This window comes from Pseudomonas rustica, assembly GCF_018336155.1.
GTDB lineage: Bacteria > Pseudomonadota > Gammaproteobacteria > Pseudomonadales > Pseudomonadaceae > Aquipseudomonas > Aquipseudomonas rustica.
Genome location: NZ_JAGYHF010000011.1, coordinates 112,745 through 138,389, shown reverse-complemented (window position 1 = coordinate 138,389; position 25,645 = coordinate 112,745). Strand labels below are relative to the sequence as shown.

The window sequence follows — 25,645 nt, the reverse complement described above, 5'->3', positions numbered from 1 at the left end:
TTCGCCACAACTCAAGGCATGCTAGCCGCCCTTTGGGCGTCCGGCTTATAGTGCACGTCGCGCCAGTCCAGCCAGACCGCAGGATTACAGCTTGTCCAATGTCACTCCGCCAGCCTCTGTGAGCAGCACCCCTCCGGCGCCCGGCTCACCCCTGCGCGGGACATTAAAGGGTGCGCTGGCGACTTTGGTGCTGTTGCTGCTGGCGTTGCTGTTCTGGCAACTGCTCGATCAACTGCGCGAGACCCAGAAAAACCAGCGCCAGTACACCATCGATTACACCGCCGACCTCGCTTCACAAGTCAGCCTGAACATGGCGCTGAACGCGCAAATCGCTCTCAACCTGCTACCGATCGTCGAGCAACCGCAAACCGCCGACGAACAGCAGGCGCTGCTGCGCAAACTTCAGCAATCGCTGCCGGATCTGCGCAGCATGGCGTTGCTCAGTCCTTCCGGGCGAATCCTCAGCGACAGCGCCGCCGACAGCCATGACGCCGATTACCTCACCGAACTGGTTCGGCGCAGTCGTGCTCAGGCGCATTACTTCAGTAACGCCGATGACGGCTCGGTGGTGCATCTGTTGCTGCATCAGGCCAGCGGCAGTTCGCGCGGTTATTGGGCGTTGCGCCTGACGCCGACGTTTTTCGATTCGCTGACCAAACAGGGCGAAACCGGCCTGCGCCCATTGTGGCTGGTGGAAAACCGCATCAACCATCAGATCGTCAGTCGCGATAAAGCGTTGCCCTCGGCCAAGCCCAGCGTGCTTTCCCCTGACGATCTGGCCGACACGGTGCTGACTGTGCCGCTGAGCAGCAGCGACTGGCAGTTGCGCGGTCTGTTCGACCGTCAGCGCGTGCTCGAAGAATTGCTCCCGGCGTTTATCGGCAAATGCCTGCTCGGGCTGGCCTTCTCGCTGCTGCCGGTGATCGCGCTGCTGAACATGCGCCGCCGTCAGCGCCAGTTGCATGAAGGTCGCCGGCGTTATCAGGATATTTTCGAAGGCACCGGCGTTGCGTTGTGTGTGCTCGATCTGTCTGGCCTGAAACAGGTTTTCGAGAAAGCGCAGATCCAGACCAGCGACCAGCTCAAGGCCTGGCTCGACCAACCGGCGCAGCGCCAGCAATTGCTGCAAGAGTTGCGTGTCACCGAGGTCAACCAGGTCGCGTTGCAACTGCTCAACGTCAATTCCTGCGAACAAGCGTGGCAACTGTTGATCGACGGTCATCCGCACCGTCAGTGCGCGATCGGCAATCAAATCCTCGACGCCGTGCTGCAACAGCAAAAGCAGCTGGAACTGGAAATCAAACTGGCGGACATCAATGGCCGCGATCAACACCTGTGGATGGTCTTGCGCCTGCCGACCGAGCAGCACGATTACACGGCGGTGATCCTCAGCATCAACGACATCACCAGCCGCAAACTGGTCGAGCTGTCGTTGCTGGAGCGCGAAGGGTTCTGGTCGGACGTGGTGCGCACGGTGCCGGATCATCTGTACGTGCAGGACGTGATCAGCCAGCGAATGATTTTCAGCAACCACCACCTCGGGCAGACCCTCGGCTACAACCGCACCGAACTGCACCAGATGGGCGAGTATTTCTGGGAAATCCTTCTGCACCCGGAAGACGCCGATTATTACCACCGCTCGCGCCAATCCCAGCGCCATGCCGGTTACAGCCAATTGCTGCAGTGCCAACTGCGCTTCCGCCATCGCGACGGCAACTGGCGGCGCTTTGATATTCGCGAACAGGCACTGGCGCGCGACAAGCACGATCAGGTCACGCGGATCATCGGCGTGGCCAAGGACATCACCGAGCAGATTGAGGCCAGCGAGTCCCTGCGCGACAGTGAGCAGCGTTATCGCATGCTCGCCGAAAGCATCAGCGACGTGATTTTCTCCACCGACAGCAAGCTCTCGCTGAACTACGTCAGCCCGTCGGTGCAGGCTGTGCTGGGCTTTGATGCCGAGTGGATTTTCCAGAATGGCTGGCAATCGATCATTGCCAACCCGCAGCAATTGAGCGGCATCTACACGCTGATGGATCGGGTCAGCAAGTCGCTGAATAAACCCGAGCAACTGGCGCTGTTGCGCAGTCAGGTGCAGACGCAATTGTTTCTGTTCGACTGCCTGCGCGCCGATGGCCGCAAGATTCCAATCGAACTGCGTCTGGTCTTGGTGTGGGATGAGCATGGCGGTTTTGAAGGCGTGCTCGGGGTCGGTCGCGACATCAGCCAGCAGCGCCGCGCCGAAAAAGACCTGCGCATGGCTGCCACCGTATTCGAACACTCGACCTCGGCGATCCTGATCACCGATCCGGCCGGTTACATCGTTCAGGCCAACGAAGCGTTCAGTCGCGTCAGCGGTTACGCGGTGAGCGAAGTGCTCGACCAATTGCCGAACATGCTCACGGTCGACGAGCAGCAGGACGCGCATCTGCGTTACGTGCTCAAGCAGTTGCATCAGCACAGCACCTGGGAAGGCGAAGTCTGGATGAAGCGCCGTAACGGCGAGCATTATCCGGCGTGGGTCGGCATCACCGCGGTGCTCGACGACGAAGGCGATCTGGCCAGTTACGTGTGTTTCTTCAGCGACATCAGCGAGCGCAAGGCCAGCGAACAGCGCATCCACCGCCTCGCTTACTACGACGCCCTGACCCACTTGCCGAACCGCACGCTGTTCCAGGATCGCCTGCACACGGCGCTGCAATCGGCGGAGCGGCAGAAGTCGTGGGTGGTGCTGATGTTCCTCGACCTCGACCGTTTCAAACCGATCAACGACTCCCTCGGTCACGCCGCCGGTGACCGCATGTTGAAAGACATGGCCACGCGCCTGCTGGCCTGCGTCGACAACGACGACACCGTCGCGCGCATGGGCGGCGATGAATTCACCTTGCTGCTGCAACACCGTTCCAGCCGCGAACTGGCGCTGAACCGGGCGATTCATGTCGCCGAGCAGATTCTTGCCAGCCTGGTGCGACCGTTTGTGCTGGAAGGCCGCGAGTTTTTTGTCACTGCGAGTATCGGCATCGCCCTGAGTCCGCAGGATGGCAACGAACTCAGCCAGTTGATGAAGAACGCCGACACCGCGATGTACCACGCCAAGGAACGCGGCAAGAACAACTTCCAGTTCTATCAGGCCGACATGAACGCCAGTGCGCTGGAGCGTCTGGAGCTGGAAAGCGATTTGCGCCACGCCTTGGAACAAGACGAATTCGTCCTGTATTACCAGCCGCAATTCAGCGGCGACGGCAAACGCCTGACCGGCGCTGAAGCCCTGCTGCGCTGGCGTCACCCGCGTCGTGGACTGGTGCCGCCGGGGGATTTCATTCCGGTGCTGGAAGAACTCGGTCTGGTGGTCGACGTTGGCGATTGGGTGATCAGCGAGGCCTGCCGCCAATTGAAAACCTGGCACCAGAACCGTGTGCGCGTGCCGAAGGTGTCGGTGAACATTTCCGCGCGGCAGTTCTCCGACGGCCAACTCGGCACGCGGATCGCCACGATCCTGCGCGAAACCGGCCTGCCGCCGGCGTGTCTGGAACTGGAGCTGACGGAAAGCATTCTGATGCGCGAAGTCAGCGAGGCGATGCAGATTCTTGCCGGGCTGAAAAACCTCGGCCTGAGCATCGCGGTCGATGACTTCGGCACCGGTTATTCATCGCTGAACTACCTCAAGCAGTTCCCGATCGATGTGCTGAAGATCGACCGCACGTTTGTCGACGGTTTGCCATCCGGCGAGCAGGACGCGCAGATTGCCCGGGCGATCATTGCTATGGCGCACAGCCTGAATCTGGCGGTGATTGCCGAAGGCGTGGAAACCCACGAGCAGCTGGATTTCCTGCGCGAGCATGGTTGCGATGAGGTTCAGGGGTATTTGTTCGGGCGGCCGATGCCGGCGAGCCGGTTTGAGGCGCAGTTCAGTAATGACGCCCTGTTCATGTTCGACTGAAGAAAAGATCGCAGCCTGAGGCAGCTCCTACAGGGATTGATGTCGGTCACGGTATTGGTGTGCGCCTCGGATAATGTAGGAGCTGCCGAAGGCTGCGATCTTTTCAGGCTGGCACAATCACCATCTATCCGCGCATGAACGCCACTTGTCTGCGACATGATGCCGTTTCATATGCCATCCAAAAGCCGTTGGGTTAGAATGCCTCCCTTTTCTGCCCCCCGATCCTTGAGGACCGCCATGTTCAGCCGTGATTTGACTATTGCCAAGTACGACGCCGACCTTTTTGCCGCCATGGAGCAAGAAGCTCAGCGCCAGGAAGAACACATCGAGCTGATCGCTTCGGAAAACTACACCAGCCCAGCGGTGATGGAAGCTCAAGGCTCGGTACTGACCAACAAGTACGCTGAAGGCTACCCAGGCAAGCGTTACTACGGTGGTTGCGAGTACGTCGACATCGTTGAGCAACTGGCCATCGACCGCGCCAAAGAGCTGTTCGGCGCCGATTACGCCAACGTTCAACCGCACGCCGGTTCGCAAGCCAACGCGGCTGTTTACCTGGCCCTGCTGCAAGGTGGCGACACCATTCTGGGCATGAGCCTGGCCCATGGCGGTCACCTGACCCACGGCGCCAGCGTTTCCTCCTCCGGCAAGCTGTACAACGCGGTTCAATACGGCATCGACGCCAACGGCCTGATCGACTACGACGAAGTCGAGCGTCTGGCAGTTGAGCACAAGCCAAAAATGATCGTGGCCGGTTTCTCTGCCTACTCGCAGATTCTGGATTTCCCACGCTTCCGCGCCATCGCTGACAAAGTCGGCGCTTACCTGTTCGTCGACATGGCTCACGTGGCCGGTCTGGTCGCCGCGGGCGTCTACCCGAACCCGGTGCCTTTCGCTGACGTCGTGACCACCACCACGCACAAGACCCTGCGCGGTCCACGTGGCGGCCTGATCCTGGCGCGCGCCAACGCCGACATCGAGAAGAAGCTGAACTCCGCAGTATTTCCGGGCGCCCAAGGTGGCCCGCTGGAGCACGTGATCGCTGCCAAGGCGATCTGCTTCAAGGAAGCGCTGCAGCCTGAGTTCAAGGCCTACCAGGAACAAGTGGTGCTGAACGCCCAAGCCATGGCCGAAGTGTTCATCGAACGCGGTTTCGACGTGGTTTCGGGCGGTACCAAGAACCACCTGTTCCTGCTGTCGCTGATCAAGCAGGACATCTCCGGTAAAGATGCTGACGCCGCTCTGGGCAAAGCCTTCATCACCGTGAACAAGAACTCCGTGCCAAACGATCCACGCTCGCCGTTCGTTACTTCCGGCCTGCGCTTCGGTACTCCGGCTGTGACCACTCGCGGCTTCAAGCAAGCCGAGTGCAAAGAGCTGGCTGGCTGGATCTGCGACATCCTGGCTGACCTGAACAACGAAGCGGTGATCGACGCCGTTCGTGAGAAAGTCAAAGCCATCTGCAAGAAACTGCCGGTATACGGCGCTTAATTGCGACGTTAAATCCGCAGCATGAAAAACCGGCCAAGTGATTGGCCGGTTTTTTTTCGCCTGCAATTCACCTGTAGGAGCTGCCGAAGGCTGCGATCTTTTGATCTGGATTTTAAAAACAAGATCAAAAGATCGCAGCCTTCGGCAGCTCCTACATTTGGCTGGTGCCACTGGTCAGACCGGTCATGCCAATTTTCATGTTTTCACTTGTCATCCCGAAAAAACCGAGCGTAGACTGCGCCTGCACTGGACATACCGGTAAGACCACAATAATTAAGTCCTGAATCTGATGCGTTCAAGCGCACGGCAGCCAGGACACCGACCAGGATTCCTCCCATGCTCAGATGGTGCTCGCGTTCAATCTTCCTCCAAGTGGTTCTCGGACTGGTGCTCGGCATCGTCTGCGGGCTGACCCTTCCTGAATATTCGGCCCAGCTCAAACCGCTCGGCGACGGTTTCATCAAACTGATCAAGATGCTCATCGGCCTGATCGTGTTCTGCGTAGTGGTCAGCGGCATCAGCGGCGCGGGCGATCTGAAGAAGGTCGGGCGCATCGGCCTCAAATCGGTCATCTACTTTGAAATCCTCACCACCATCGCCTTGGTGATCGGTCTGGTCTTCGCCTTCAGCACCGGCATCGGCAGCGGCGCGAATATTCATCTGGAGCAGCTGTCCGCTGCCGACATGGGCGACATCGCCCAGCGCGGCCAGCACATGCACACCACCACGCAGTTCCTGATGGATCTGATCCCGACCTCGGTGATCGGCGCCTTCGCCGACAACAACATTCTGCAGGTGCTGCTGTTCTCGGTGCTGTTCGGCAGCGCGTTGAATCTGGTCGGCGAAGCGGCGTCCGGGATCTCGCGACTGATCAACGAACTGAGCCATGTGATCTTCCGCATCATGGGCATGATCGTGCGTCTGGCGCCGATCGGCGTGTTTGGCGCCATCGCCTTCACCACCAGCAAATATGGCCTCGATTCGCTGCAGCATCTGGGCAGCCTGGTCGGTTTGTTCTACCTGACCTGCATGGCTTTCGTCGCGCTGATCCTTGGCACTGTCATGCGCTTGTCCGGCCTGCGCATGTGGCCGCTGCTCAAATACCTGCGTGAAGAATTGCTGATCGTCATGGGCACCGCTTCGTCTGACGCCGTGTTGCCGCAGATCATGCGCAAACTCGAACACCTCGGCATCGGCAGCTCGACGGTAGGGCTGGTGATTCCAACCGGCTACTCGTTCAACCTCGATGGTTTTTCGATCTACCTGACGCTGGCCATCGTGTTCATCGCCAACGCCACCGGTACGCCGCTAGCGATGACCGATTTGCTGACGATTCTGCTGGTGTCGCTGATCACCTCGAAAGGCGCCCACGGGATTCCCGGTTCGGCACTGGTGATTCTGGCGGCGACACTGACCGCGATTCCGGCGATCCCGGTGGTCGGCCTGGTATTGGTGTTGGCCGTGGACTGGTTCATGGGCATCGGCCGCGCACTGACCAACCTGATCGGAAACTGCGTCGCCACGGTTGCGATCGCCCGTTGGGAAAAAGACATCGACGTACAACGCGCCAACAAAGTACTCAGCGGTCAGCAGGGCTACACCTTTCAACCGCGTAAACCAGCAACTCCCGCGCACCAGCAGGAGTTCTGATTTAACTCTGTAGGAGCTGCCGCAGGCTGCGATCTTTTGATCTTGAGTTTGCGGTGCTGCCCTACAGGCAAATGGAGCGAGACCCTTGATAACCACATCAACCGTAGTCAACTCAGTCGTCGAAAAACTCCGCGCCGCCCTCGCCCGTGGCCAATGGCGCTCGGGCGATATGCTGCCGGGCCAGCGCGAACTCGCCGAACAACTGGGCATCAGCCGCCCGAGCCTGCGTGAAGCGGTGATCGTTCTGGAAACCCTCGGCCTCGTCCGTTCGATGCCGGGCAAAGGCGTGGTCGTCCTCGATGCACAACTCAGCGACAGCCAAAGCCACGACAGCGCAGTCGCCGGGGCGAGCCTCGAAGATGTGCTGCAACTGCGCTACACCCTTGAGCCATTCATTGTCGGTCTGGTCGCGCAGTCGATCAGCAGCAAGGAAGTCGGCCAATTGCGCCTGACCCTGATGGACATGCGCGAAGCCCTTGAGGCCGGCGACAGTGAAGCCGGCGTCAGCGCTTACATCGCCTTCCACGAAGAGCTGTTCACCCTGACGTCAAACCCGATTTTCCAGAGCGTGGTGCAGCAAACCAGCAATGCCCTCAAGCAAAGCGCCGAAGTGTTGCGCAACTCCCCGGAACATCTGGCCGAACGCCTTGAAGAAAACGAAGCCGTGGTACGCGCGATCCGCAGCAAGAACAGCGCGCAGGCCAGCGCGGAAATGCGTCGGCACATTCTGCAAGAAGGTCAGCGCATGGGCATCGAGCTGAATATTCCGGATGACAACCTGAGTCGCTGATTCCTACAGGAGACAGGCCATGAACAGTTTCGCTTCAGCGTCGCACACTCGCGAGAGCACGACGCCCCTGCCCTTCTCTCGTTTGCGCGCGCCGGCGGAGGATCTTTACCCGCGACTGTTCGATGCGATTCTGGAACAGCGCCTTGATGCGGACAGCCGTTTCACCGAAGACAGTTTGAAAGACATGTTCGGCGTGACTCGCGCGGACGTGCGGCGGGTGCTGACGCAACTGAGCCATGAGCAAGTTGTTGTACTGCGCGCCAATCATCGTCCGCGTGTGGCGGCTCCGGATCGCGAGCAAACGCGGCAGACCTTGCATGCGCGGCGATTGGCCGAGAACACGTTGGTGCGGTTGGCGTGTCAGCGTCCGCAGGCTGAGGGTTTGAAACGCTTGCGTGGGTTGATCGAGCGTGAGCGTTTGGCGGTTGAGCAGGATCGGCGCGGGGCGGCGATTCGCTTGTCGGGGGAGTTTCATCTGACGTTGGCGAGGATGGCGGGGAATGTGCCGTTGGCGCATTTTTTGGGCAGTCTGGTACCGCTTACTTCGTTGGCGATTGCGCGGTGTGAGGGTTCTGCGCACAGCTGTTGCGCTTGGCGGGAGCATTTGGCGTTGGTTGAGGCGGTTGAATGTGGGGATGCTTCCAGGGCCGGGATGTTGATGAATCGGCATTTGGATCATCTTGAGCAGACACTATTGGGTTCAGACCTTGAAGTTTGTGTTGCCGGGTAGATTGCCATCGCGGGCAAGCCTTGCTCCTACAAAGTCATACCCATAACTCTGTAGGAGCAAGGCTTGCCCGCGATGGCGTCAGCCCTGACCCAGAAGATCCATCAGGCAGAAACGACTTTGGCAAACCCCGCCCGAATCTTCTCTTCCGGCAAATCATCAGCAATAAACACGATCACACTGTCCCGCGCCTCACCCTCGGCCCATTCGGTGTCCCAGTCGAAACCATAGAGTTTCAGCACGCCCTGAAACACCAAGCGACGATCTTCGCCAGCAATGCTCAGCACACCTTTGTAACGCAGCAATTGCTTGCCGTGCTCTTCCAGCAATTCATTCATGAACTCGCTGAGCTGATCGATATCCAGCGGTTGATCGGTGCGCAGCACCAGGCTGGAAATACGATCGATCGACGGCGCCTTACTCACTGGACGCAAACTCAAGCCGCCGCCCAGATCGGCGTTGAGGTTGAAGCCGCGTACATCGAGCAGTTCAGCCAGTTCGATGTTGCCGTGATCAACCACACGAATCGGCGCGCGACGGTTGATTCGCGTCAGGCGTTCGCTCAACGCCGTGAACGTGGCCTCGTCGACCAGATCGGTCTTGCTCACCAGCAAGCGGTCGGCAAAACCGATCTGCGCCTGGGCGATGGTCTGGCTCAGATGCACATCCGCATGGGCGGCATCGACCAGGGTGATGATGCCGTCGAGCAGGTAACGCTCGCGCAATTCCTCGTCGATGAAAAAGGTCTGGGCGACTGGCGCTGGATCGGCCAGGCCGGTGCATTCGATGACCAGACGATCGAAGGCAATTTCGCCGCTGTCCAGACGCTCGAGCAGCAGGTACAGCGCTTTGGTCAGGTCGGTGTGAATGGTGCAGCAGACGCAGCCGTTGGCCAGGGTCATGACTTGCACCGGTTCGTCGCCGAGCAACTGAGTGTCGATGCCGGCGTCGCTGAATTCGTTTTCGATCACGGCGATTTTCAGGCCGTGCTCGGCTTTCAGAATGTGGCGCAGCAAGGTGGTCTTGCCGGCGCCGAGGAAACCGCTGAGTACCGTGACCGGGATTGGGGCTGACAAATTAAATCTCCCTCACGCAAAAAAACTGTAGGAGCCTGGCTTGCCAGCGAAGGCGTCATCAAGATCGCCTTCGCCAGCAAGCTGTGCTCCTACAGTGCTTGTGTTGCTTGAACCATCATGTGCCTCAACAGCACTTCGGCCCACCCTTGCCACCGTAACGGGCTTCCTGACGTTCGCGGAAGAACATCTCATAGCTCATCACCGGTTTGTCCGGGTGTTTGGTTTGCATATGCTCGACGTAGGTGTCGTAGTCGGGCATGCCGACCATCAGGCGCGCGGCCTGACCGAGGTATTTACCGAGGCGACTCAGGTCATTGAACATGCTGCAATCCTCTGGTTACGCATCCGGCAGAGCCTGGAATGGCGATTCTTTATCCGTACGCTCTTTTTTGCCCCAGGCGGCGATGCCGACTTTGAGCGCATAGAACAGGATGCTGAAGACCACGAACAGGAACAGCGCGGTGAGCGTTGCGTTGGTGTAAGCGTTGAAGATCACGTGCTGCATCTGCTCGACGCTTTTCGCCGGGGCCAGAATCTGACCACTGGCCAGCGCGTCGCTGTACTTCTTGGCCAGCGACAGGAAGCCGATTGCCGGGTTGGCATCGAACAATTTGATGAAGCCCGCCGTCGTGGTGCAGATCAACAGCCAGGTGGCTGGCAGCAAGGTGACCCAAATGTAGCGCTGACGCTTCATTTTGATCAGCACCACGGTACCGAGCATCAGCGCGATACCGGCCAGCATCTGGTTGGAGATACCGAACAGTGGCCACAAGGTGTTGATGCCGCCCAGTGGATCGACCACGCCCTGATACAGCAACCAGCCCCACATCGCCACACAACCGGCGGTGGCGATCAGGTTGGCCGTCCACGATTCAGTGCGTTTCAGCGCTGGCACGAAGGAGCCGAGCAAATCCTGCAGCATGAAACGTCCGGCACGAGTACCGGCGTCGACAGCGGTCAGGATAAACAGCGCTTCAAACAGGATCGCGAAGTGGTACCAGAACGCCATGGTGTTTTCACCCGGCAGAACACTGTGCAGGATCTGCGCGATACCGACCGCCAGGGTCGGCGCGCCACCGGCACGGGCCAGAATGGTGGTTTCGCCAATGTCATGCGCCACGGCTTGCAGCGCTTCCGGCGTGATCGCAAAGCCCCAGCTGGAGACCACTTGCGCAACCGAGGCGACATCACTGCCGACCACAGCGGCCGGGCTGTTCATGGCGAAGTACACGCCAGGTTCAATCACCGAAGCGGCAACCATGGCCATGATCGCGACGAACGATTCCATCAGCATGCCGCCGTAACCGATGTAACGGGCGTTGGTTTCGTTATCCAGCAGCTTCGGCGTGGTGCCCGAAGAAATCAGTGCGTGGAAACCGGATACCGCACCGCAAGCGATGGTGATGAACAGGAACGGGAACAGACCGCCCTTCCACACCGGGCCGGTGCCGTCGACGAACTGGGTCAGCGCCGGCATTTTCAGCTCGGGCATGGTCACCAGAATGCCGATCGCCAGGGCGATGATGGTACCGATTTTGAGGAACGTGGAGAGGTAGTCACGCGGTGCCAGAATCAGCCACACCGGCAGCGATGCTGCGACGAAACCGTAACCGACCAGCATCCAGGTAATCTGCACGCCGGTGAAGGTGAAGGCCTTGGCCCATACCGGATCAGCAGCAATCTGCCCGCCCAGCCAGATCGAACCGAGCAGCAGCAACACGCCGACCACGGAGATTTCGCCGATGCGGCCCGGGCGGATGTAGCGCATATAAATGCCCATGAACATCGCGATCGGGATGGTCGCCATCACCGTGAAGATGCCCCACGGGCTCTCGGCCAGTGCTTTCACCACGATCAGCGCCAGCACCGCGAGGATGATGATCATGATCAGGAAGCAGCCGAACAGTGCGATGGTGCCGGGAATCCGGCCCATTTCTTCACGCACCATGTCGCCCAGGGAACGGCCGTTGCGACGGGTCGACATGAACAGAACCATAAAGTCCTGCACCGCACCCGCCAGCACCACACCGGCAATCAGCCACAGCGTGCCGGGCAGATAACCCATCTGCGCCGCCAATACCGGGCCGACCAAAGGTCCTGCGCCAGCGATCGCTGCGAAGTGGTGACCGAAAAGAATGTGTTTGTTGGTCGGCACGAAGTCCAGACCATCATTGTTGAGCACGGCGGGGGTGGCCCGACGCGGGTCAAGTTGCATCACATTGTTTGCGATGAACAGACTGTAGTAACGGTACGCAACCAGATAAATGGCCACAGCGGCGACCACAATCCACAAGGCATTGATCGCCTCGCCGCGGCGCAATGCCACTACGCCCAGGGCGCACGCTCCTACGATTGCCAGCAATAGCCAGGGTAAGTGGCGTAGCAGGCTATTATTATTTTTCATTTTATTATTCCAGCCAGGGTGGACAAGAAAGACAGCCACCCCGAGTTTAGCGCTTACGGCGCCAAAGGCCATACCCCGACGTTGGTCTGAGTGGCCCGTCTGCGCTGGTACGCTTAGACAATGCGGGTCTATAGTCAGCGAACTTCCGGAGGATTGCGCCATGAGCGAGCACCCAGCCAATCGTCGTCGCTTCAAACGTATTGCGTTCGATGCCAGAACCGAGCTGAGTCAGGGCGAGTACATCTGGCCGGTCAAGCTGATAGACCTGTCGCTCAAAGGCTTGCTGATCGAGCGGCCAGAGCCTTGGCTGGGGGATGCCGAGAAGGATTTCTTCGTCGACATTCATCTGAGCGATGAGATTGATATCGAGATGGACGTGCAGTTGGCGCACGAAGAGAACGGCCAGTTGGGGTTTGTTTGCCGGCATATCAGTCTGGAGTCGATCCAGCGGTTGCGACGCTTGATCGAGCTGAACCTGGCGGATCCGCAGGAGCTGGAGCGCGAGTTGGGTGCGTTGATCGAGATCTGATGGTTGCCCCTGTAGGAGCTGCCGAAGGCTGCGATCTTTTGACTTTGTTTCAAGATCAAAAGATCGCAGCCTGCGGCAGCTCCTACAGGGGATCTCTGGTTATTCGAAGAGGGCGTCGAGGGCCTGTTCGAGGCGCGTTACGGCGATGATCTGCAAACCCGGCGGCGACTCTTTTGGCGCATTGCCTTTGGGCACGATGGCGCGTTTGAAGCCATGCTTCGCGGCTTCCTTCAAGCGCTCCTGACCACTGGGCACAGGACGCACTTCGCCAGACAACCCAACCTCTCCAAACACCAACAAATCATGCGGCAACGGCCGATTGCGCAAACTCGACATCACCGCCGCCATCAACGCCAGGTCAGACGCCGTCTCCAACACCTTCACCCCGCCAACGACGTTGAGAAACACGTCCTGATCGTGCGTCGGAATCCCGCCATGGCGATGCAACACCGCGAGCAACATCGCCAAGCGGTTCTGATCCAGCCCCAACGTTACCCGTCGCGGGTTGGCCAGATGACTGTCATCGACCAGCGCCTGCACTTCCACCAGCATCGGCCGGGTGCCTTCCCACGTCGCCATCACCACACTGCCCGGGACTTCTTCTTGCGCGCGAGTGAGAAAAATCGCCGAAGGGTTGGAGACTTCTTTCAAACCTTTATCAGTCATGCCGAAAACGCCCAACTCGTTGACCGCCCCGAAACGGTTTTTCACCGCGCGCAGCAAACGTAGACGCCCATCCGATTCGCCCTCGAAATACAAAACGGTGTCGACCATGTGCTCGAGAACCCTAGGGCCGGCGAGCGCGCCTTCCTTGGTGACGTGGCCGACAAGGAAAATCGCCGTGCCGCTCTGTTTGGCATAACGCACCAGCAGTGCCGCACTCTCACGCACCTGGGACACGCCACCGGGCGCCGATTGCAGTTGTTCGGTGAAGATCGTCTGGATCGAATCGATCACCATCACCTTGGGCTTTTCCTGGCGGGCGGTGGCGATGATGGTTTCGATGCAGGTTTCGGTCATCACCCGCAGTTGATCCTGCGGCAAGCCGAGACGCCGCGCGCGCATGGCCACCTGCTGCTGGGATTCTTCGCCGGTGACGTACAGCGCCGGCATGCTCTTGGCGAGGTTGCACAAGGTCTGCAACAGAATCGTCGATTTGCCGATGCCCGGATCGCCGCCGATCAACACCACCGAGCCGTCGACCAGACCGCCGCCGAGCACGCGATCCAGTTCACTGGATGCCGTGGAAAAACGCGGAATCTCTTCGACGCTGACTTCGGCCAGGGTTTTGATCTGCGCCTGCTGGCCGGTCCAACCGGTGCGACCGCTTGGCGCCGTGGCACCGCCGCTTTCGATCATGGTTTCGGTGAGGGTGTTCCAGGCACCGCATTCACCACACTGCCCGGCCCACTTGGGAAAGGTTGCGCCGCACTCGGTGCAGCCGTACATGCGCTTGGCCTTGGCCATCAGAACCCCCGGGGCAAAAACCGCGATGATAACGCAGACGGAGCCTGATTCCGGCTCCGTTTGCGCTCCGTCGTTATCAGTCGACCAGTTTTGCCGCCAAGGCCTTGACCCGACTCAGGTCACCATTAGCCACCTTCGTCACGCCGGTGCCGTACTCTGGATCGGCCTTATAAAGGAAGGACAGGATGATGTGCTTGCTCTCGTCATCCGCGCTCGCCAGCGAGCCACCGAAACTGTCGATCAAGTCACGACGTTCCTTTTTGCTGAAGGAGCGATAAAGATCACCGGCCTGCCTGAAGTTCTGCTCCCGTGTAATTTTCGCTTGCTGAGTATTGCCAGACAACGCCGATTGGCTGTAACGCGCACTCTGAGTTTCTTCACGCGGTTGCAGTCGGCTCGGTTGATAATTCACACCGGAGTTGCTCGCCCCGCTATTCATTGCGCCGTCCTGATTGCCGTTATTGACGCCCACCTTTGGTGCATTAATTGGCAATTGCAGGGCGTTAGCGCCCACGCGATACATTTGCGTGTCGGCGTAAGCGAATATTCGTCCTTGCAACAAACGGTCTTCAGAAGGCTCGATGCCGGGCACGACATTGGACGGTGCCATGGCCACCTGCTCGGTCTCCTGGAACACGTTCGCCGGATTGCGGTTGAGCACCATTTGTCCAACTTTTCGCTCAGGGATCCCTGGCCAGATCTTGGTGGCGTCCAATGGATCGAAATCAAATTTGGACAAATCTTGTGGATTCAGCACTTGAATGTACAAGTCCCATTTCGGGAAATTGCCTTTGTTGATGTTCGCCACCAGGTCATTGGTCATATGACTGTAATCTTGACCCTGGACTTTACTGACTTCTTTAGGCGTCAGATTTTTAACACCCTGTACACTCTTCCAGTGAAACTTTACGTAATGCACTTCGTCCTTGGCATTAATCAACTTATAGGCATGAACACTATTACCATCCATTTCACGATAACTGGCTGGCGTGCCTGAGTTGGAATATAACTCGGTCAATGTCCGGGTCGCTTCCGGTACATGGGAGAAGAAATCAAAACGCCGCGAATCATCATCCAGATTAGTTCGTGGATTGGGCTTGAACGCATGAACCATGTCTGGAAACTTGATCGCATCGCGAATAAAGAATGTCGGGAAGTTGTTACCGACTAAATCCCAATTGCCGTCAGCGGTGTAGAACTTTGTGGCGAAGCCGCGAGGGTCGCGCAGGGTTTCCGGCGAATGGTTAGCGTGCACCACCGCCGAGAATCGCACGAACACTGGCGTGCTTTGCCCGGCAGCGAAGACTTTGGCCTTGCTCAGATCACTGAGGTCGTCAGTGACGGTGAAGGTGCCATGAGCACCGGTGCCGCGAGCGTGAACGACGCGCTCCGGAATACGCTCGCGGTCGAAGCGCTGCAGCTTCTGGATCAGTTGCACATCCTGCAACAGCACCGGGCCGTTGGCGCCAGCGGTTTGCGAGTTCTGATTGTCACCAACCGTCGCGCCGTTATCGCGAGTCAGGGGTGTCGCGTTGACGCTAAAGGTCAGCAGGCTGGCGGTGAGTACGCCAAGAGTACGGCGATGGGGAAAAGCCCCTAAGCCAAGGGATGCAGTCATATCAGAGTCCTCTGTTTATTTTGGGCGCATCCGGGTGCGCCAACCAGAGGCTAGAGGGCAAATCCGGAGAACTTAAATAGAATATCCGCAACGCCATGATGGAAAAAAATGGCTTCCTGATCAGCGAGTTAAGGCGTATTTCGCGCGCGATTAGTGGCACTTTGCAAACTATTCGTCGAATAATGGGTCGATAAAAACGGGCATTGTAAGAAGGTGTTTCGCGCAGGACGCGTTTTGCTGATTTACACTGCGTACACCAACCTCATCTGTAACAAGGAAATAACCTATGGGCGTGCTAAGTGAGTTCAAGGCCTTCGCGGTCAAAGGCAATGTGGTCGACATGGCCGTCGGTATCATCATCGGTGCCGCTTTCGGCAAGATCGTTTCGTCGTTTGTCGGTGACGTGATCATGCCGCCGATTGGCTTGCTGATCGGTGGGGTGGATTTCAGTGATTTAGCGGTCACGCTAAAAGCCGCTGATGGCGCCGCGCCTGCGGTGGTGCTGGCTTATGGCAAATTCCTGCAGACCGTTCTGGACTTCGTGATCGTTGCTTTCGCGATCTTCATGGGCGTTAAAGCCATCAACCGCCTCAAACGCGAAGAAGCCGTGGCCCCTACCCTGCCACCGGTTCCGACCAAAGAAGAGGAATTGCTCGGCGAGATCCGTGACCTGCTCAAAGCGCAGAACAACCGGCCGCAATAAACCGGCAGAATTGAAAACGGCGCCTTCGAGGCGCCGTTTTTTTACCAGTAGTTTTCCACCGCCACCTGCCCGGGCCTGCGCGTCAGGCTCAGGCTCATGTTTCGTTGTTTGAGTAAGGCGCGGGTGTCGTCGATCATCTGCGGATTACCGCACAACATGACTCGCGAGTGCTCAGCCGTCAGCTCAACCCCGGCCGCACGCTCCAGCTCACCGTTTTCGATCAGCGTCGTGATACGCCCATTAAGTGCGCCGGGATGAGATTCACGGGTCACGGTGGGGATAAATTGCAGCTTGTGGGCATGCTCGGCCAGATAGTCACGCTGCGCCAATTCCGCAATCAACTGTTGATACGCCAGTTCGCGGGCCTCGCGCACGCTGTAGACCAGAATGATCCGCTCGAATTTCTCCCAGACTTCGAAGTCCTGCAGGATCGACAAGAACGGCGCCACGCCGGTGCCTGTGGATAACAGCCAGAGGTCGCGACCGTCGACAAAACGATCCAGCGTCAGATAACCAAAGGCCTGACGGTCGACCAGCAAGGTATCGCCCGCTTCAAGCCGGCTCAGTTCACTGGTGAATTCGCCGCCCGGCACCACGATCGAAAAGAATTCAAGAAACTCGTCAAACGGTGAAGACACCATCGAATAGGCACGCCATACCGTACTACCGTCGGCCTTGGTGACGCCCAATCTGGCGAATTGTCCTGCACGAAATCTGAAGCCTGCGTCGCGAGTGGTACGCAGGGTGAACAGGTTCGGCGTCAACGGCTGCACATCAAGCAGGGTCTGTCGGGTGAATTTTTCTGCGCTGGCGGTCATAGGGCGCTCCATTCGGCGATGGCCTTAGTCTCTCGCAAAGTAAAGCCTGTTTAAACCGTCATTTTGTAGTGGTATTACGCCGCGCGTTTATACAACTAAAACGATCCGTATTACCAACACAATTAACCGAATAGGACATCAATAAACTGGGATGACACCCTTCATATAAAAACCCAGTTACTAATAACGGTTTATACAAAAAAAGATCAGCACAAAGAGCAAAAAATTCCACAGCACCATGTAGGAAACGTCCTACACTCGACTTCGTGCGCATTGGATCCAACGCACCCCAGCGAAAACCTATGGAGCGTTTGAAATGGAAAAATGGAAGGAGTCGCAGTTAAGGCAACTGACGTTCGCAAAAAAAATAGATAGCGCTTACCCGATTCTGCTCAGCTTTGCTCAGAATATCGGCTTCAACTTTTGTAGTATCACCGTGGCCTCCACTTATCGTGATGCGCACTTCAATACTTTGGAGATCAATAACTTTTCCGACGACTGGAAACGACGATGCGCCCAAGACCCGGTTGACGAAATTGATCCGATTACCAAGCATTGCACGGGGTCAATGTTGCCCTTCATGTGGAACAAAGCCGCTTACGAAAATGCCCCCAAGCGCTGGAATGCATTGCAGAAAGAAGGCCTGCGTTACGGCTGGTCACAATCTTTTCACCGCGAGGAGTTAGGACTCTGTAGCACCTTGAGCCTGGCCAGAGGTGACGGCCCGATCAATTCCATAGAGCTTTATGAACATTTTGGCTGCCTGTTCTATATCACCAGCCTGATGACAGATCTGTTTGCTCAGTCGTTGCCCAAGCCAGCCCTGGCTCGCCGCCCTCATCTGTCCCCGCGAGAACTGGAAGTGGTGGGGTTATCCGCGCAAGGGAAAACCGCTTACGAAATCTCCCAGATTCTCAGCCTCAGCGAGCGAACCGTGAATTATCACGTCCAGCACCTGATCGAGAAATTCAAGGTGTGCAACAAGATCTCTGCGGTCATTGCCGCCGCCCGGGCCGGGTATATCTAAACGGCCGGCCTCGCACAAACAGAAAACGTGCGGGTAATTGAATAGAAAAAAACGTACCATTTGTGGCCTTCCTGAGTGTTAACGCCATCCATCCGCGTTGCAGTCCACTCGGTCGGTTCCGCCGCACAATGCCAGGGCTGCGGGACATCCCTCGATTACCCTGAGTCCCCGCCCCATGCCTTTGCTCGATACACCGTTCGCCCAACTCGACTTGATTCGCCAGCCCGAACAGCAAAACGAACCGCTGCAAGCTTTCGATGCCGCCGACGAATACCTGCTCAATCATCTGGCCGCGCAACAGCCTGCGGCGAGCACGCGGGTGCTGGTGCTCAATGACAGCTTCGGCGCGTTAGCAGCCAGTTTGCTGGGCAAGGTTGAAGTGAGCAGCAGCGGCGACTCGTTTCTGGGTTTTCAGGGACTGGAAAAGAATTTGCTGCGCAACGGTCAGGCATTCGATGCCATTCGGCCGATTCCGGCGAGTGAGCCTTTGGTCGGGCCTTTCGATCGCGTGTTGATCCGCGTACCGAAAACCCTCGCGCTGCTCGAAGAACAATTGATTCGCCTGCAAGGGCAACTCGCTCCCGGCGCCGAAGTCATCGCAGCGGCGATGGTCAAACATTTGCCACGCGCTGCCGGTGATCTGCTGGAGCGCTACATCGGCCCGGTGCAAGCATCGCTCGCCGTGAAAAAGGCGCGACTGTTGATCGCCACGCCGGAAGCGAAAGCCCCGGCTATTTCGCCCTACCCGAGCCGTTACAGCCTCGACGAACCGGCCATCGAACTGCTCAACCACGCCAACGTGTTCTGCCGTGAAGGCCTGGACATCGGCACTCGCGCTTTTCTTCCGCATCTGCCGAAAAACCTTGGCAGCGCACGGGTTGCCGATCTCGGTTGTGGCAACGGCGTGTTGGCGATTGCCAGTGCGCTGCAAAACCCTGACGCGCAGTACACGCTGGTCGATGAATCGTTCATGGCGGTGCAATCGGCCGCTGAAAACTGGCGCGCGGCGGTGGGTGATCGTGAAGTGACTGTTCGCGCTGGCGACGGTCTGGCTGGTCAGGAGCCGCAATCGCTGGACGTGGTGCTGTGCAATCCGCCATTCCATCAGCAACAAGTGGTCGGCGATTTTCTCGCCTGGCGCATGTTTCAGCAGGCGCGTGAGGCGCTGGTGGTGGGCGGCGCGTTGTACATCGTCGGCAACCGACACTTGGGTTATCACAGCAAACTGGCGCGGCTGTTCCGGGGTGTCGAGCAAGTCGCGGCGACGCCGAAGTTCGTGATTCTCAAAGCCCGAAAATAATCTTCAGGGCAAAAAAAACCCTCCATGCGGAGGGTTACAAAACCGTACCCGAAGGCGCCGGGACGGGGATGATTCAGATTCAGTGCGTCGTCAGGCCTGCCGCGTTCATGAACATGCGCATCAGGCTGGCGGCGATGAACAACACGCCAACACTGCCGGCCCAGATCAGGGCCAGCCAGCCGAGCCGCTGCCACAGCGGTTTTTTTTCGGCTTGTTCAATGTCGTGCAGGGAATGTTTGCCGGGCATTGTTTCGATCCTCAGTTAGATCGATGGCGCCGTTGCCGACGCCATCGCGAGCTAGCTCTCTCCACAAGATTAGTGGTAGCCGTCTTCGTGGGTGACCTTGCCGCGGAACACGTAGTAGCTCCAGAAGGTGTAACCCAGAATGAACGGGATGATGAACAGCGTCCCCACCAGCATGAAGCCCTGACTCTGCGGCGGCGATGCGGCGTCCCAGATCGAGATCGACGGCGGCACAATGTTCGGCCACAGGCTGATGCCCAAACCGCTGTAGCCGAGGAAGATCAGCACCAGCGTCAGCAGAAACGGCGTGTAGTGGGCGTTACGCGCCACTGCACGAATCAACCCGTACAGGGTGACCAATACCAGAATCGGCACCGGCATGAACCAGACCAGATTCGGCATGCTGAACCAGCGCGTGGCGATTTCCGGGTGGGCCAGCGGTGTCCACAGGCTGACGACACCGATCACCGCCAGCAGCACGAATGCCAGTGGCCGCGCCAGATTGTGCATCTGCTCTTGCAGCTTGCCTTCGGTCTTCATGATCAGCCAGGTGCAGCCGAGCAAGGCGTACGCCACCACCAGTGCCGCGCCGCAGAACAGGGTGAACGGTGTCAGCCAGTCGAGTGAACCGCCGGCGTATTGCCGATTGACCACCGGCAAGCCGTCAATGAACGCACCGAGCGCCACGCCCTGAAAGAACGTCGCAGCCACCGAACCGCCGATGAACGCCTTGTCCCACAAGTGACGCTTGTCGTCCTTGGCCTTGAAGCGGAACTCGAACGCCACACCGCGAAAGATCAAGCCGATCAGCATGAAGATCAGCGGCAGATACAGCGCCGACAACACCACCGAATACGCCAGCGGGAACGCGCCAAACAACGCCGCGCCGCCCAGTACCAGCCAGGTTTCATTGCCGTCCCAGACCGGGGCGACGGTGTTCATCATTACGTCACGGTCGACTTTGCCGGGGATGAACGGGAAGAGAATCCCGATGCCCAGGTCGAAGCCGTCCATGACCACGTACATCATGATGCCGAAGATGATGATCACGGCCCAGATCAGCGGAAGATCAATACCCATGAGTCAAATCTCCTTGGTCAGGCGAACGTCGTCGCCGTGATCGGCATCGGACGAATCGTCGGCAGCGGACAACGGACGGGCCGGTGTACGTTTTTTGCCAGGGCCACCGTCCGGCGTCTCTGTGCCTTCGCTGATCTTCGGCCCTTTGCGCACCAGGCGCATCATGTAGCCGAGACCGGCACCGAACAGCGCGAAATACACCACGACAAACATGATCAGCGTGATGCTCATCTGCATAAAGCTGTGGTTGGAAGACGCGTCCGCCGTGCGCATCAGCCCGTAGACCACCCACGGCTGACGGCCGATTTCAGTGGTGAACCAGCCCGCCAGAATCGCGATCAGACCGGACGGCCCCATCCACAACGCCAGGTACAAGAACGGACGCGAGGTGTAGAGCGTGTCGCGTTTACGCAGCCACAGACTCCACAGACCGGTGAAGATCATCAGGAAACCGAGGCCGACCATGATCCGGAACGACCAGAACACGATGGTCGAATTCGGCCGGTCTTCCGGTGGGAATTCCTTGAGCGCTGGCACTTGTTTGTCCAGCGAGTGCGTGAGGATCAGGCTGCCGAGGTACGGGATCTCTACGGCGAACTTGGTGCGCTCTTCTTTCATGTCCGGCCAGCCGAACAGGATCAGCGGCGTGGCTTCGTCGCCCTTGTTTTCCCAGTGACCTTCGATCGCGGCGATTTTCGCTGGCTGATGCTTGAGGGTATTGAGGCCGTGGAAGTCACCGATGACTGCCTGGATCGGCGCGACGATCAGCGCCATCCACATCGCCATCGAGAGCATGGTGCGGATCGCCGGGTTGTCCTTGCCGCGCAGCAAATGCCAGGCCGCCGAGGAGCCGACGAAGAATGCCGTGGCCACAAACGCCGCAGTCGCCATGTGCATCAAGCGGTAGGGGAATGACGGGTTGAAAATGATCGCAAACCAATCGGTCGGAATCACCTGACCGTTGATGATCTCGAAGCCTTGCGGGGTCTGCATCCAGCTGTTGGAGGCGAGAATCCAGAAGGTCGAAATCAGCGTGCCGATGGCTACCATCACCGTGGAGAAAAAGTGCAATCCGCGCCCGACCTTGTTCCAGCCGAACAGCATGACCCCGAGGAAACCGGCCTCAAGGAAGAATGCCGTGAGCACTTCATAGGTCAGCAACGGCCCGGTGACGGCACCGGCGAAGTCCGAGAAACGGCTCCAGTTGGTGCCGAACTGGTAGGCCATGACCAACCCCGAGACCACGCCCATGCCGAAGTTGACGGCAAAGATCTTCGACCAGAAATGGTAGAGGTCACGGTACGTGTCGTTATGGGTTTTCAGCCACAGGCCTTCGAGCACGGCGAGGTAACTCGCCAGACCGATGGTGATGGCCGGGAACAGGATGTGGAACGAGATGGTGAACGCGAATTGAATTCGGGCGAGATCTAGTGCCTCTAAACCGAACATATGGCTTCCTCTGTCAGGTAATACCGGCGGCGGGGCTTGTGGCCCCTTGCACTACTGCCCCCACGGATATGGAGTGCGGCGAATTCGGATTCGTTCTTTTTGAAACCATCGCAACGCAGGGAGTCTGGCCAACTGGCCGTCTGATCAATTCCGTTTGGGGTCTTGATCTGGATCAAGCAACGTTGAAAGAGTAGTCCCATTTTTGCCGATGAACCGCGTGGTCGTTTGCCGCGTGACAAGTTGCCTCATAACTGCGGCAAAACTTTGCAACAAATCCCCGGAACCATGTGATGGTGAGGCAACAACACAGAAACCCTGTGGCGAGGGGATTTATCCCCGTTGGGCTGCGAAGCGGCCCCCAATCCATTCAACGCGTTTTTTCAGATCAATCGCGTCGCCTAATTTGCGACTGCTGCGCAGCCGAACGGGGATAAATCCCCTCGCCACAGGGTTAATTTGTGATGGCGAGAATATCGATGTCTGGCTAACTAAATTTTTTGTCATAGCAACTTCCTGTTACAGACTGGTGATAACCTCGCGGTTCCCCTCGAACCAGACCTGCCCTCAGATGCCCAGCCAAGAGCCGTTGCTGTTACGCCACCATCGTCCCTTTCTCGCGTTCTGGATGGCGCGGATTTTCACTGCCAGCGGTTTTCAGATGCTCACCGTGGCGATCGGCTGGAACCTCTATCAACTGACCGGCAACGTCCTCGATTTGGGCCTGGTCGGTCTGGTCGAATTCGCCCCGCGCGTGCTGTTCATGCTGCACACCGGGCATGTCGCCGACCGCTATGACCGACGCAAAGTTGCAGCGATCTGCCAGTCGTTGCAGGCCATGATCGCCCTCGCGCTGGCCATCGGCAGCGCTACCGATCACGTCACCCGCGAGATGATCTTCATCCTCGCCTTCCTGCTCGGTGCGGCGCGCTCCTTCGAGATGCCGACCACTCAGGCATTGCTGCCGAGCATCGTGCCCAGCGCCCTGTTCCCCCGAGCCGTCGCGGCAGCGCAATCGGCGCAACAGTCAGCGACCATCGTCGCCCCGGCCCTTGGCGGTTTGCTCTACGCGTTCGGCAGCGTCTGGGTGTATGGCCCGACCGTGCTGCTCTACGTGATCGCCTGCACGCTGATGCTCAACCTGCCCGCGCGGCAAACACCGTTGAATAAAGGCAAAGCCACACTGGATTCGTTGCTGGCGGGGATCCGCTTCATTCGCAGCCGCCCGGATATTCTCGGGGCGATTTCGCTGGATCTGTTTGCGGTACTGCTCGGCGGTGCGACGGCGCTGCTGCCGGTGTTCGCCAAAGACATTCTGCTGACCGGCCCGTGGGGTCTGGGCCTGCTGCGTTCGGCGCCAGCGGTCGGTGCGCTGGGGATGTCACTGTTCCTCGCACGGTTTGCCGTGGAACGTAACGTCGGTCGGGTGATGTTCACTGCGGTCGGCATCTTCGGCGTCGCGACCATCGCCTTCGGTCTGTCGACCTCGTTCTGGTTTTCGCTGGCGGTGCTGGTGGTACTCGGTGCGGCAGACATGATCAGCATGGTCATCCGCGCCTCCTTCGTGCAACTGGAAACCCCGGACGAAATGCGTGGCCGCGTCAGCGCGGTCAACGGCCTGTTCATCGGCGCGTCCAATCAGCTGGGCGAATTCGAATCCGGCGTCACCGCCCACTGGTTCGGCACCGTGCCCGCCGTGGTCATGGGCGGGATCGGCACGCTGGTGGTGACGGGGACGTGGATCAAGTTGTTTCCGACGCTGGCGAATCGGGACCGGATGCATGTGCCGGTGGAAGAGACGAAGGTTTGAGTTCATCGGCAAAATCGGCAGGCCAAACACACATCAGATGAAAATGTGCGGTACATAGATACCGCACTGAGTGTAATGTATCGCCTTACACTCCCCCATGATCAAATCCTTTCAGCACAAATAGCAAGCAGGCTCATGCCCATGCACAACCCGCCACACCCCGGCGAAACACTGTTGATGGATGTTCTGCCCGATTTGGGCATCAGTGTTACCGAACTGGCACGGCATCTGGGTTTTGCGCGCCCACATCTTTCGCGTGTATTGCACGGTCATGCGCCGATCAGCCCGGATCTGGCTGTACGCCTGGAGCGTGCGGGCATTGGTAAGGCTCGCGTTTGGCTGGGTGTTCAAACTGATTACGATCTGTGGCAAGCAGAACATCGCGAGCAGCCGCCAATTCAACCGATCGCTGCACACGCCTGATCGACTCAGGCCAACAACTTCCCCGCCACTTTCGCCCTGAGCGTCTTGCCCCCCAGTTGCTCAACCAGCGCCAAGGCAAACTCCAGCACCGCACCAGAGCCCTGCGCAGTGATGCAGTTGCCGTCGATCACTACCGGTTGATCAACAAACGTACAGCCCGACAGTTGATGACTGGCGCTGGGCAGACAGGTCATGCGGCGTTGGCGCAGCACGCCAGCAGCTTGCAGGGCGACGGCCGGGGATTCGGCGATGGCGGCGAACAGGCGTCCGGCGCTGGATTGATCCTTAAGTATTTGTTGCAGAGGTTGGTGTGCGGCGAGGTGTTGGGCACCGACGGCGCCGCCGGGTAAAGCGATCAGGTCGAAGGTTTGCGCCAGTACATCGACGAGCATCCCGTCGGCGGTCAGGCGGGTGCCGCGGGCGCAGGTGAGCATGCGCCGGCCTTCGATGCTGGCCGCGACGACTTCAATGCCGGCACGGCGTAGCACGTCGATGAGGGTCACGCTTTGCAGATCATCGATGCCCTCGGCGAGGGTAATCAGGGCTCTAAAGGTCATAGGCTGTGTCCGCTGGGTGATCCTTTAAGCGTAGTCAGCTTCGCCTGGATCGCGCAGCGCCAGCCGTTACTTGATGTAAAGCTGCGTTGAAACCTTGTTGCCCGGCGCGTTAATAGAAGTGTTGCTGTAGGTGAACGTGCCTTCCTGCTTGCCATCCAGATCAAAGATGTACAGCGTGCCGACGACCTTCGACGCGGCGCCGGTGCATTGCGTGAGGTTGCCGTTGCCGTAGGCGCAGACCTGGGTTTTCATTCCGTCCAGTTCAAAACCGTCCAGTGCGGCATTGGGAACGCGGCCGTAGCCCATTTCCAGCACATACACCTTGATGTTGGCACCGCCGTGGTCGCAGGCCGTCTTGTCCTGCCCATCAGAAATATTTTCGATGCCGCAGGCCGCCGACTGCACCTTGAGCACCTGCACGCTGGTCAAGGGTGGCGCCGATGCCGCCATAACGGCTGGCACACTGGCCATAAACGTGCAAAACAGCCCCAACGATCGAACGAAATTGCGCTTGACGCCCATCATGACCCTCCCCCCAAAACAGG

General features: G+C 58.5%; 22 protein-coding genes. 11 read left to right on the top strand and 11 right to left on the bottom strand.

Translation table 11 applies throughout. The features are described 5' to 3' along the window. Positions 1–91 precede the first annotated feature (91 nt). From morA to KFS80_RS21095, 5 genes are all read left to right on the top strand, one after another. On the top strand, positions 92–3,940 hold the full coding sequence (morA, locus tag KFS80_RS21115) for a sensor domain-containing protein (RefSeq protein ID WP_212545796.1): 3,849 nt from the start codon (positions 92–94) through the stop codon (positions 3,938–3,940). A gap of 237 nt (positions 3,941–4,177) precedes the next feature. After that, positions 4,178–5,431 carry a serine hydroxymethyltransferase gene (gene glyA, locus KFS80_RS21110; RefSeq protein WP_007909785.1) on the top strand — a complete coding sequence of 418 codons (1,254 nt, stop codon included), beginning with the start codon at positions 4,178–4,180 and terminating at the stop codon, positions 5,429–5,431. A 336-nt stretch (positions 5,432–5,767) separates the two neighbouring features. Next, the gene (locus KFS80_RS21105; RefSeq protein WP_053124013.1) at positions 5,768–7,081 is read left to right on the top strand and encodes a C4-dicarboxylate transporter DctA; all 1,314 of its coding nucleotides are present in this window, start codon (positions 5,768–5,770) and stop codon (positions 7,079–7,081) included. Between the two features lie 85 nt (positions 7,082–7,166). Next, positions 7,167–7,871 (top strand): FadR/GntR family transcriptional regulator, encoded by a 705-nt coding sequence (locus KFS80_RS21100; protein WP_053124015.1) that lies wholly within the window; start codon positions 7,167–7,169, stop codon positions 7,869–7,871. A gap of 19 nt (positions 7,872–7,890) precedes the next feature. Continuing rightward, positions 7,891–8,601, top strand: a complete 711-nt coding sequence (locus tag KFS80_RS21095; RefSeq protein ID WP_212545795.1) for a GntR family transcriptional regulator — start codon at positions 7,891–7,893, stop codon at positions 8,599–8,601. Positions 8,602–8,702: 101 nt separating this feature from the next. On the opposite strand, the gene yjiA is transcribed toward KFS80_RS21095, so the two are convergent. From yjiA to KFS80_RS21080, 3 genes are all read right to left on the bottom strand, one after another. Beyond that, positions 8,703–9,674, bottom strand: a complete 972-nt coding sequence (gene yjiA, locus KFS80_RS21090) for a GTPase (RefSeq protein WP_212545794.1) — start codon at positions 9,672–9,674, stop codon at positions 8,703–8,705. Positions 9,675–9,798: 124 nt separating this feature from the next. Beyond that, the gene (locus tag KFS80_RS21085; protein ID WP_003228401.1) at positions 9,799–9,996 is read right to left on the bottom strand and encodes a YbdD/YjiX family protein; all 198 of its coding nucleotides are present in this window, start codon (positions 9,994–9,996) and stop codon (positions 9,799–9,801) included. A gap of 15 nt (positions 9,997–10,011) precedes the next feature. Further along, positions 10,012–12,078: a carbon starvation CstA family protein gene (locus KFS80_RS21080; RefSeq protein WP_212545793.1), complete on the bottom strand. Its 2,067-nt coding sequence runs from the start codon at positions 12,076–12,078 to the stop codon at positions 10,012–10,014. A 160-nt stretch (positions 12,079–12,238) separates the two neighbouring features. Between KFS80_RS21080 and KFS80_RS21075 the strand changes: the two genes are divergently transcribed. Next, on the top strand, positions 12,239–12,607 hold the full coding sequence (locus tag KFS80_RS21075) for a PilZ domain-containing protein (protein WP_053124024.1): 369 nt from the start codon (positions 12,239–12,241) through the stop codon (positions 12,605–12,607). A gap of 99 nt (positions 12,608–12,706) precedes the next feature. On the opposite strand, the gene radA is transcribed toward KFS80_RS21075, so the two are convergent. Further along, positions 12,707–14,074, bottom strand: a complete 1,368-nt coding sequence (radA, locus tag KFS80_RS21070) for a DNA repair protein RadA (protein ID WP_008084632.1) — start codon at positions 14,072–14,074, stop codon at positions 12,707–12,709. Between the two features lie 76 nt (positions 14,075–14,150). After that, positions 14,151–15,692 carry a catalase gene (locus KFS80_RS21065; protein ID WP_212545792.1) on the bottom strand — a complete coding sequence of 514 codons (1,542 nt, stop codon included), beginning with the start codon at positions 15,690–15,692 and terminating at the stop codon, positions 14,151–14,153. 286 nt (positions 15,693–15,978) lie between these two features. Here KFS80_RS21065 and mscL point away from each other — a divergent pair, with 286 nt between their 5' ends. After that, complete coding sequence (mscL, locus tag KFS80_RS21060) at positions 15,979–16,395, top strand: large-conductance mechanosensitive channel protein MscL (protein ID WP_159813591.1); 417 nt, start codon at positions 15,979–15,981, stop codon at positions 16,393–16,395. Positions 16,396–16,436: 41 nt separating this feature from the next. Here the strand turns inward: mscL and KFS80_RS21055 are convergent, their stop codons facing one another. Further along, positions 16,437–17,213 carry a ferredoxin--NADP reductase gene (locus tag KFS80_RS21055; protein ID WP_212545791.1) on the bottom strand — a complete coding sequence of 259 codons (777 nt, stop codon included), beginning with the start codon at positions 17,211–17,213 and terminating at the stop codon, positions 16,437–16,439. Positions 17,214–17,529: 316 nt separating this feature from the next. Between KFS80_RS21055 and KFS80_RS21050 the strand changes: the two genes are divergently transcribed. Both KFS80_RS21050 and KFS80_RS21045 read left to right on the top strand, forming a co-directional pair. After that, positions 17,530–18,240: a helix-turn-helix transcriptional regulator gene (locus tag KFS80_RS21050; protein ID WP_212545790.1), complete on the top strand. Its 711-nt coding sequence runs from the start codon at positions 17,530–17,532 to the stop codon at positions 18,238–18,240. Positions 18,241–18,415: 175 nt separating this feature from the next. Further along, on the top strand, positions 18,416–19,540 hold the full coding sequence (locus KFS80_RS21045; RefSeq protein WP_212545789.1) for a methyltransferase: 1,125 nt from the start codon (positions 18,416–18,418) through the stop codon (positions 19,538–19,540). A gap of 79 nt (positions 19,541–19,619) precedes the next feature. On the opposite strand, the gene KFS80_RS21040 is transcribed toward KFS80_RS21045, so the two are convergent. From KFS80_RS21040 to KFS80_RS21030, 3 genes are all read right to left on the bottom strand, one after another. After that, positions 19,620–19,787 (bottom strand): DUF2474 domain-containing protein, encoded by a 168-nt coding sequence (locus KFS80_RS21040; RefSeq protein WP_082341490.1) that lies wholly within the window; start codon positions 19,785–19,787, stop codon positions 19,620–19,622. A gap of 69 nt (positions 19,788–19,856) precedes the next feature. Further along, entirely contained in the window at positions 19,857–20,864 is a 1,008-nt protein-coding gene (gene cydB / locus KFS80_RS21035; RefSeq protein WP_053124037.1) for a cytochrome d ubiquinol oxidase subunit II, read from the bottom strand. 3 nt (positions 20,865–20,867) lie between these two features. Next, entirely contained in the window at positions 20,868–22,313 is a 1,446-nt protein-coding gene (locus KFS80_RS21030) for a cytochrome ubiquinol oxidase subunit I (RefSeq protein ID WP_159813600.1), read from the bottom strand. Between the two features lie 568 nt (positions 22,314–22,881). On the opposite strand from KFS80_RS21030, the gene KFS80_RS21025 reads away from it, so the two are divergent. Beyond that, a complete protein-coding gene (locus tag KFS80_RS21025) occupies positions 22,882–24,120 on the top strand; it encodes an MFS transporter (protein WP_212545788.1) in 1,239 nt (412 codons plus the stop codon). A gap of 135 nt (positions 24,121–24,255) precedes the next feature. Continuing rightward, complete coding sequence (locus KFS80_RS21020) at positions 24,256–24,543, top strand: HigA family addiction module antitoxin (RefSeq protein ID WP_212545787.1); 288 nt, start codon at positions 24,256–24,258, stop codon at positions 24,541–24,543. A 5-nt stretch (positions 24,544–24,548) separates the two neighbouring features. Here KFS80_RS21020 and KFS80_RS21015 read toward each other — a convergent pair whose 3' ends face one another. Continuing rightward, complete coding sequence (locus KFS80_RS21015) at positions 24,549–25,100, bottom strand: DJ-1 family glyoxalase III (protein WP_212545786.1); 552 nt, start codon at positions 25,098–25,100, stop codon at positions 24,549–24,551. 66 nt (positions 25,101–25,166) lie between these two features. Further along, a complete protein-coding gene (locus tag KFS80_RS21010; RefSeq protein WP_246541969.1) occupies positions 25,167–25,571 on the bottom strand; it encodes a DUF4879 domain-containing protein in 405 nt (134 codons plus the stop codon). Positions 25,572–25,645 lie beyond the last annotated feature (74 nt).

Coding starts and splice junctions, on each gene's coding strand:
- glyA (WP_007909785.1), top strand. CDS start 4,178: ATGTTCAGCCGTGATTTGACTATTGCCAAGTACGACGCCGACCTTTTT.
- KFS80_RS21105 (WP_053124013.1), top strand. CDS start 5,768: ATGCTCAGATGGTGCTCGCGTTCAATCTTCCTCCAAGTGGTTCTCGGA.
- KFS80_RS21095 (WP_212545795.1), top strand. CDS start 7,891: ATGAACAGTTTCGCTTCAGCGTCGCACACTCGCGAGAGCACGACGCCC.
- KFS80_RS21085 (WP_003228401.1), bottom strand. CDS start 9,996: ATGTTCAATGACCTGAGTCGCCTCGGTAAATACCTCGGTCAGGCCGCG.
- KFS80_RS21080 (WP_212545793.1), bottom strand. CDS start 12,078: ATGAAAAATAATAATAGCCTGCTACGCCACTTACCCTGGCTATTGCTG.
- KFS80_RS21075 (WP_053124024.1), top strand. CDS start 12,239: ATGAGCGAGCACCCAGCCAATCGTCGTCGCTTCAAACGTATTGCGTTC.
- radA (WP_008084632.1), bottom strand. CDS start 14,074: ATGGCCAAGGCCAAGCGCATGTACGGCTGCACCGAGTGCGGCGCAACC.
- KFS80_RS21065 (WP_212545792.1), bottom strand. CDS start 15,692: ATGACTGCATCCCTTGGCTTAGGGGCTTTTCCCCATCGCCGTACTCTT.
- mscL (WP_159813591.1), top strand. CDS start 15,979: ATGGGCGTGCTAAGTGAGTTCAAGGCCTTCGCGGTCAAAGGCAATGTG.
- KFS80_RS21055 (WP_212545791.1), bottom strand. CDS start 17,213: ATGACCGCCAGCGCAGAAAAATTCACCCGACAGACCCTGCTTGATGTG.
- KFS80_RS21050 (WP_212545790.1), top strand. CDS start 17,530: ATGGAAAAATGGAAGGAGTCGCAGTTAAGGCAACTGACGTTCGCAAAA.
- KFS80_RS21045 (WP_212545789.1), top strand. CDS start 18,416: ATGCCTTTGCTCGATACACCGTTCGCCCAACTCGACTTGATTCGCCAG.
- KFS80_RS21040 (WP_082341490.1), bottom strand. CDS start 19,787: ATGCCCGGCAAACATTCCCTGCACGACATTGAACAAGCCGAAAAAAAA.
- cydB (WP_053124037.1), bottom strand. CDS start 20,864: ATGGGTATTGATCTTCCGCTGATCTGGGCCGTGATCATCATCTTCGGC.
- KFS80_RS21030 (WP_159813600.1), bottom strand. CDS start 22,313: ATGTTCGGTTTAGAGGCACTAGATCTCGCCCGAATTCAATTCGCGTTC.
- KFS80_RS21025 (WP_212545788.1), top strand. CDS start 22,882: ATGCCCAGCCAAGAGCCGTTGCTGTTACGCCACCATCGTCCCTTTCTC.
- KFS80_RS21020 (WP_212545787.1), top strand. CDS start 24,256: ATGCCCATGCACAACCCGCCACACCCCGGCGAAACACTGTTGATGGAT.
- KFS80_RS21015 (WP_212545786.1), bottom strand. CDS start 25,100: ATGACCTTTAGAGCCCTGATTACCCTCGCCGAGGGCATCGATGATCTG.
- KFS80_RS21010 (WP_246541969.1), bottom strand. CDS start 25,571: ATGGCCAGTGTGCCAGCCGTTATGGCGGCATCGGCGCCACCCTTGACC.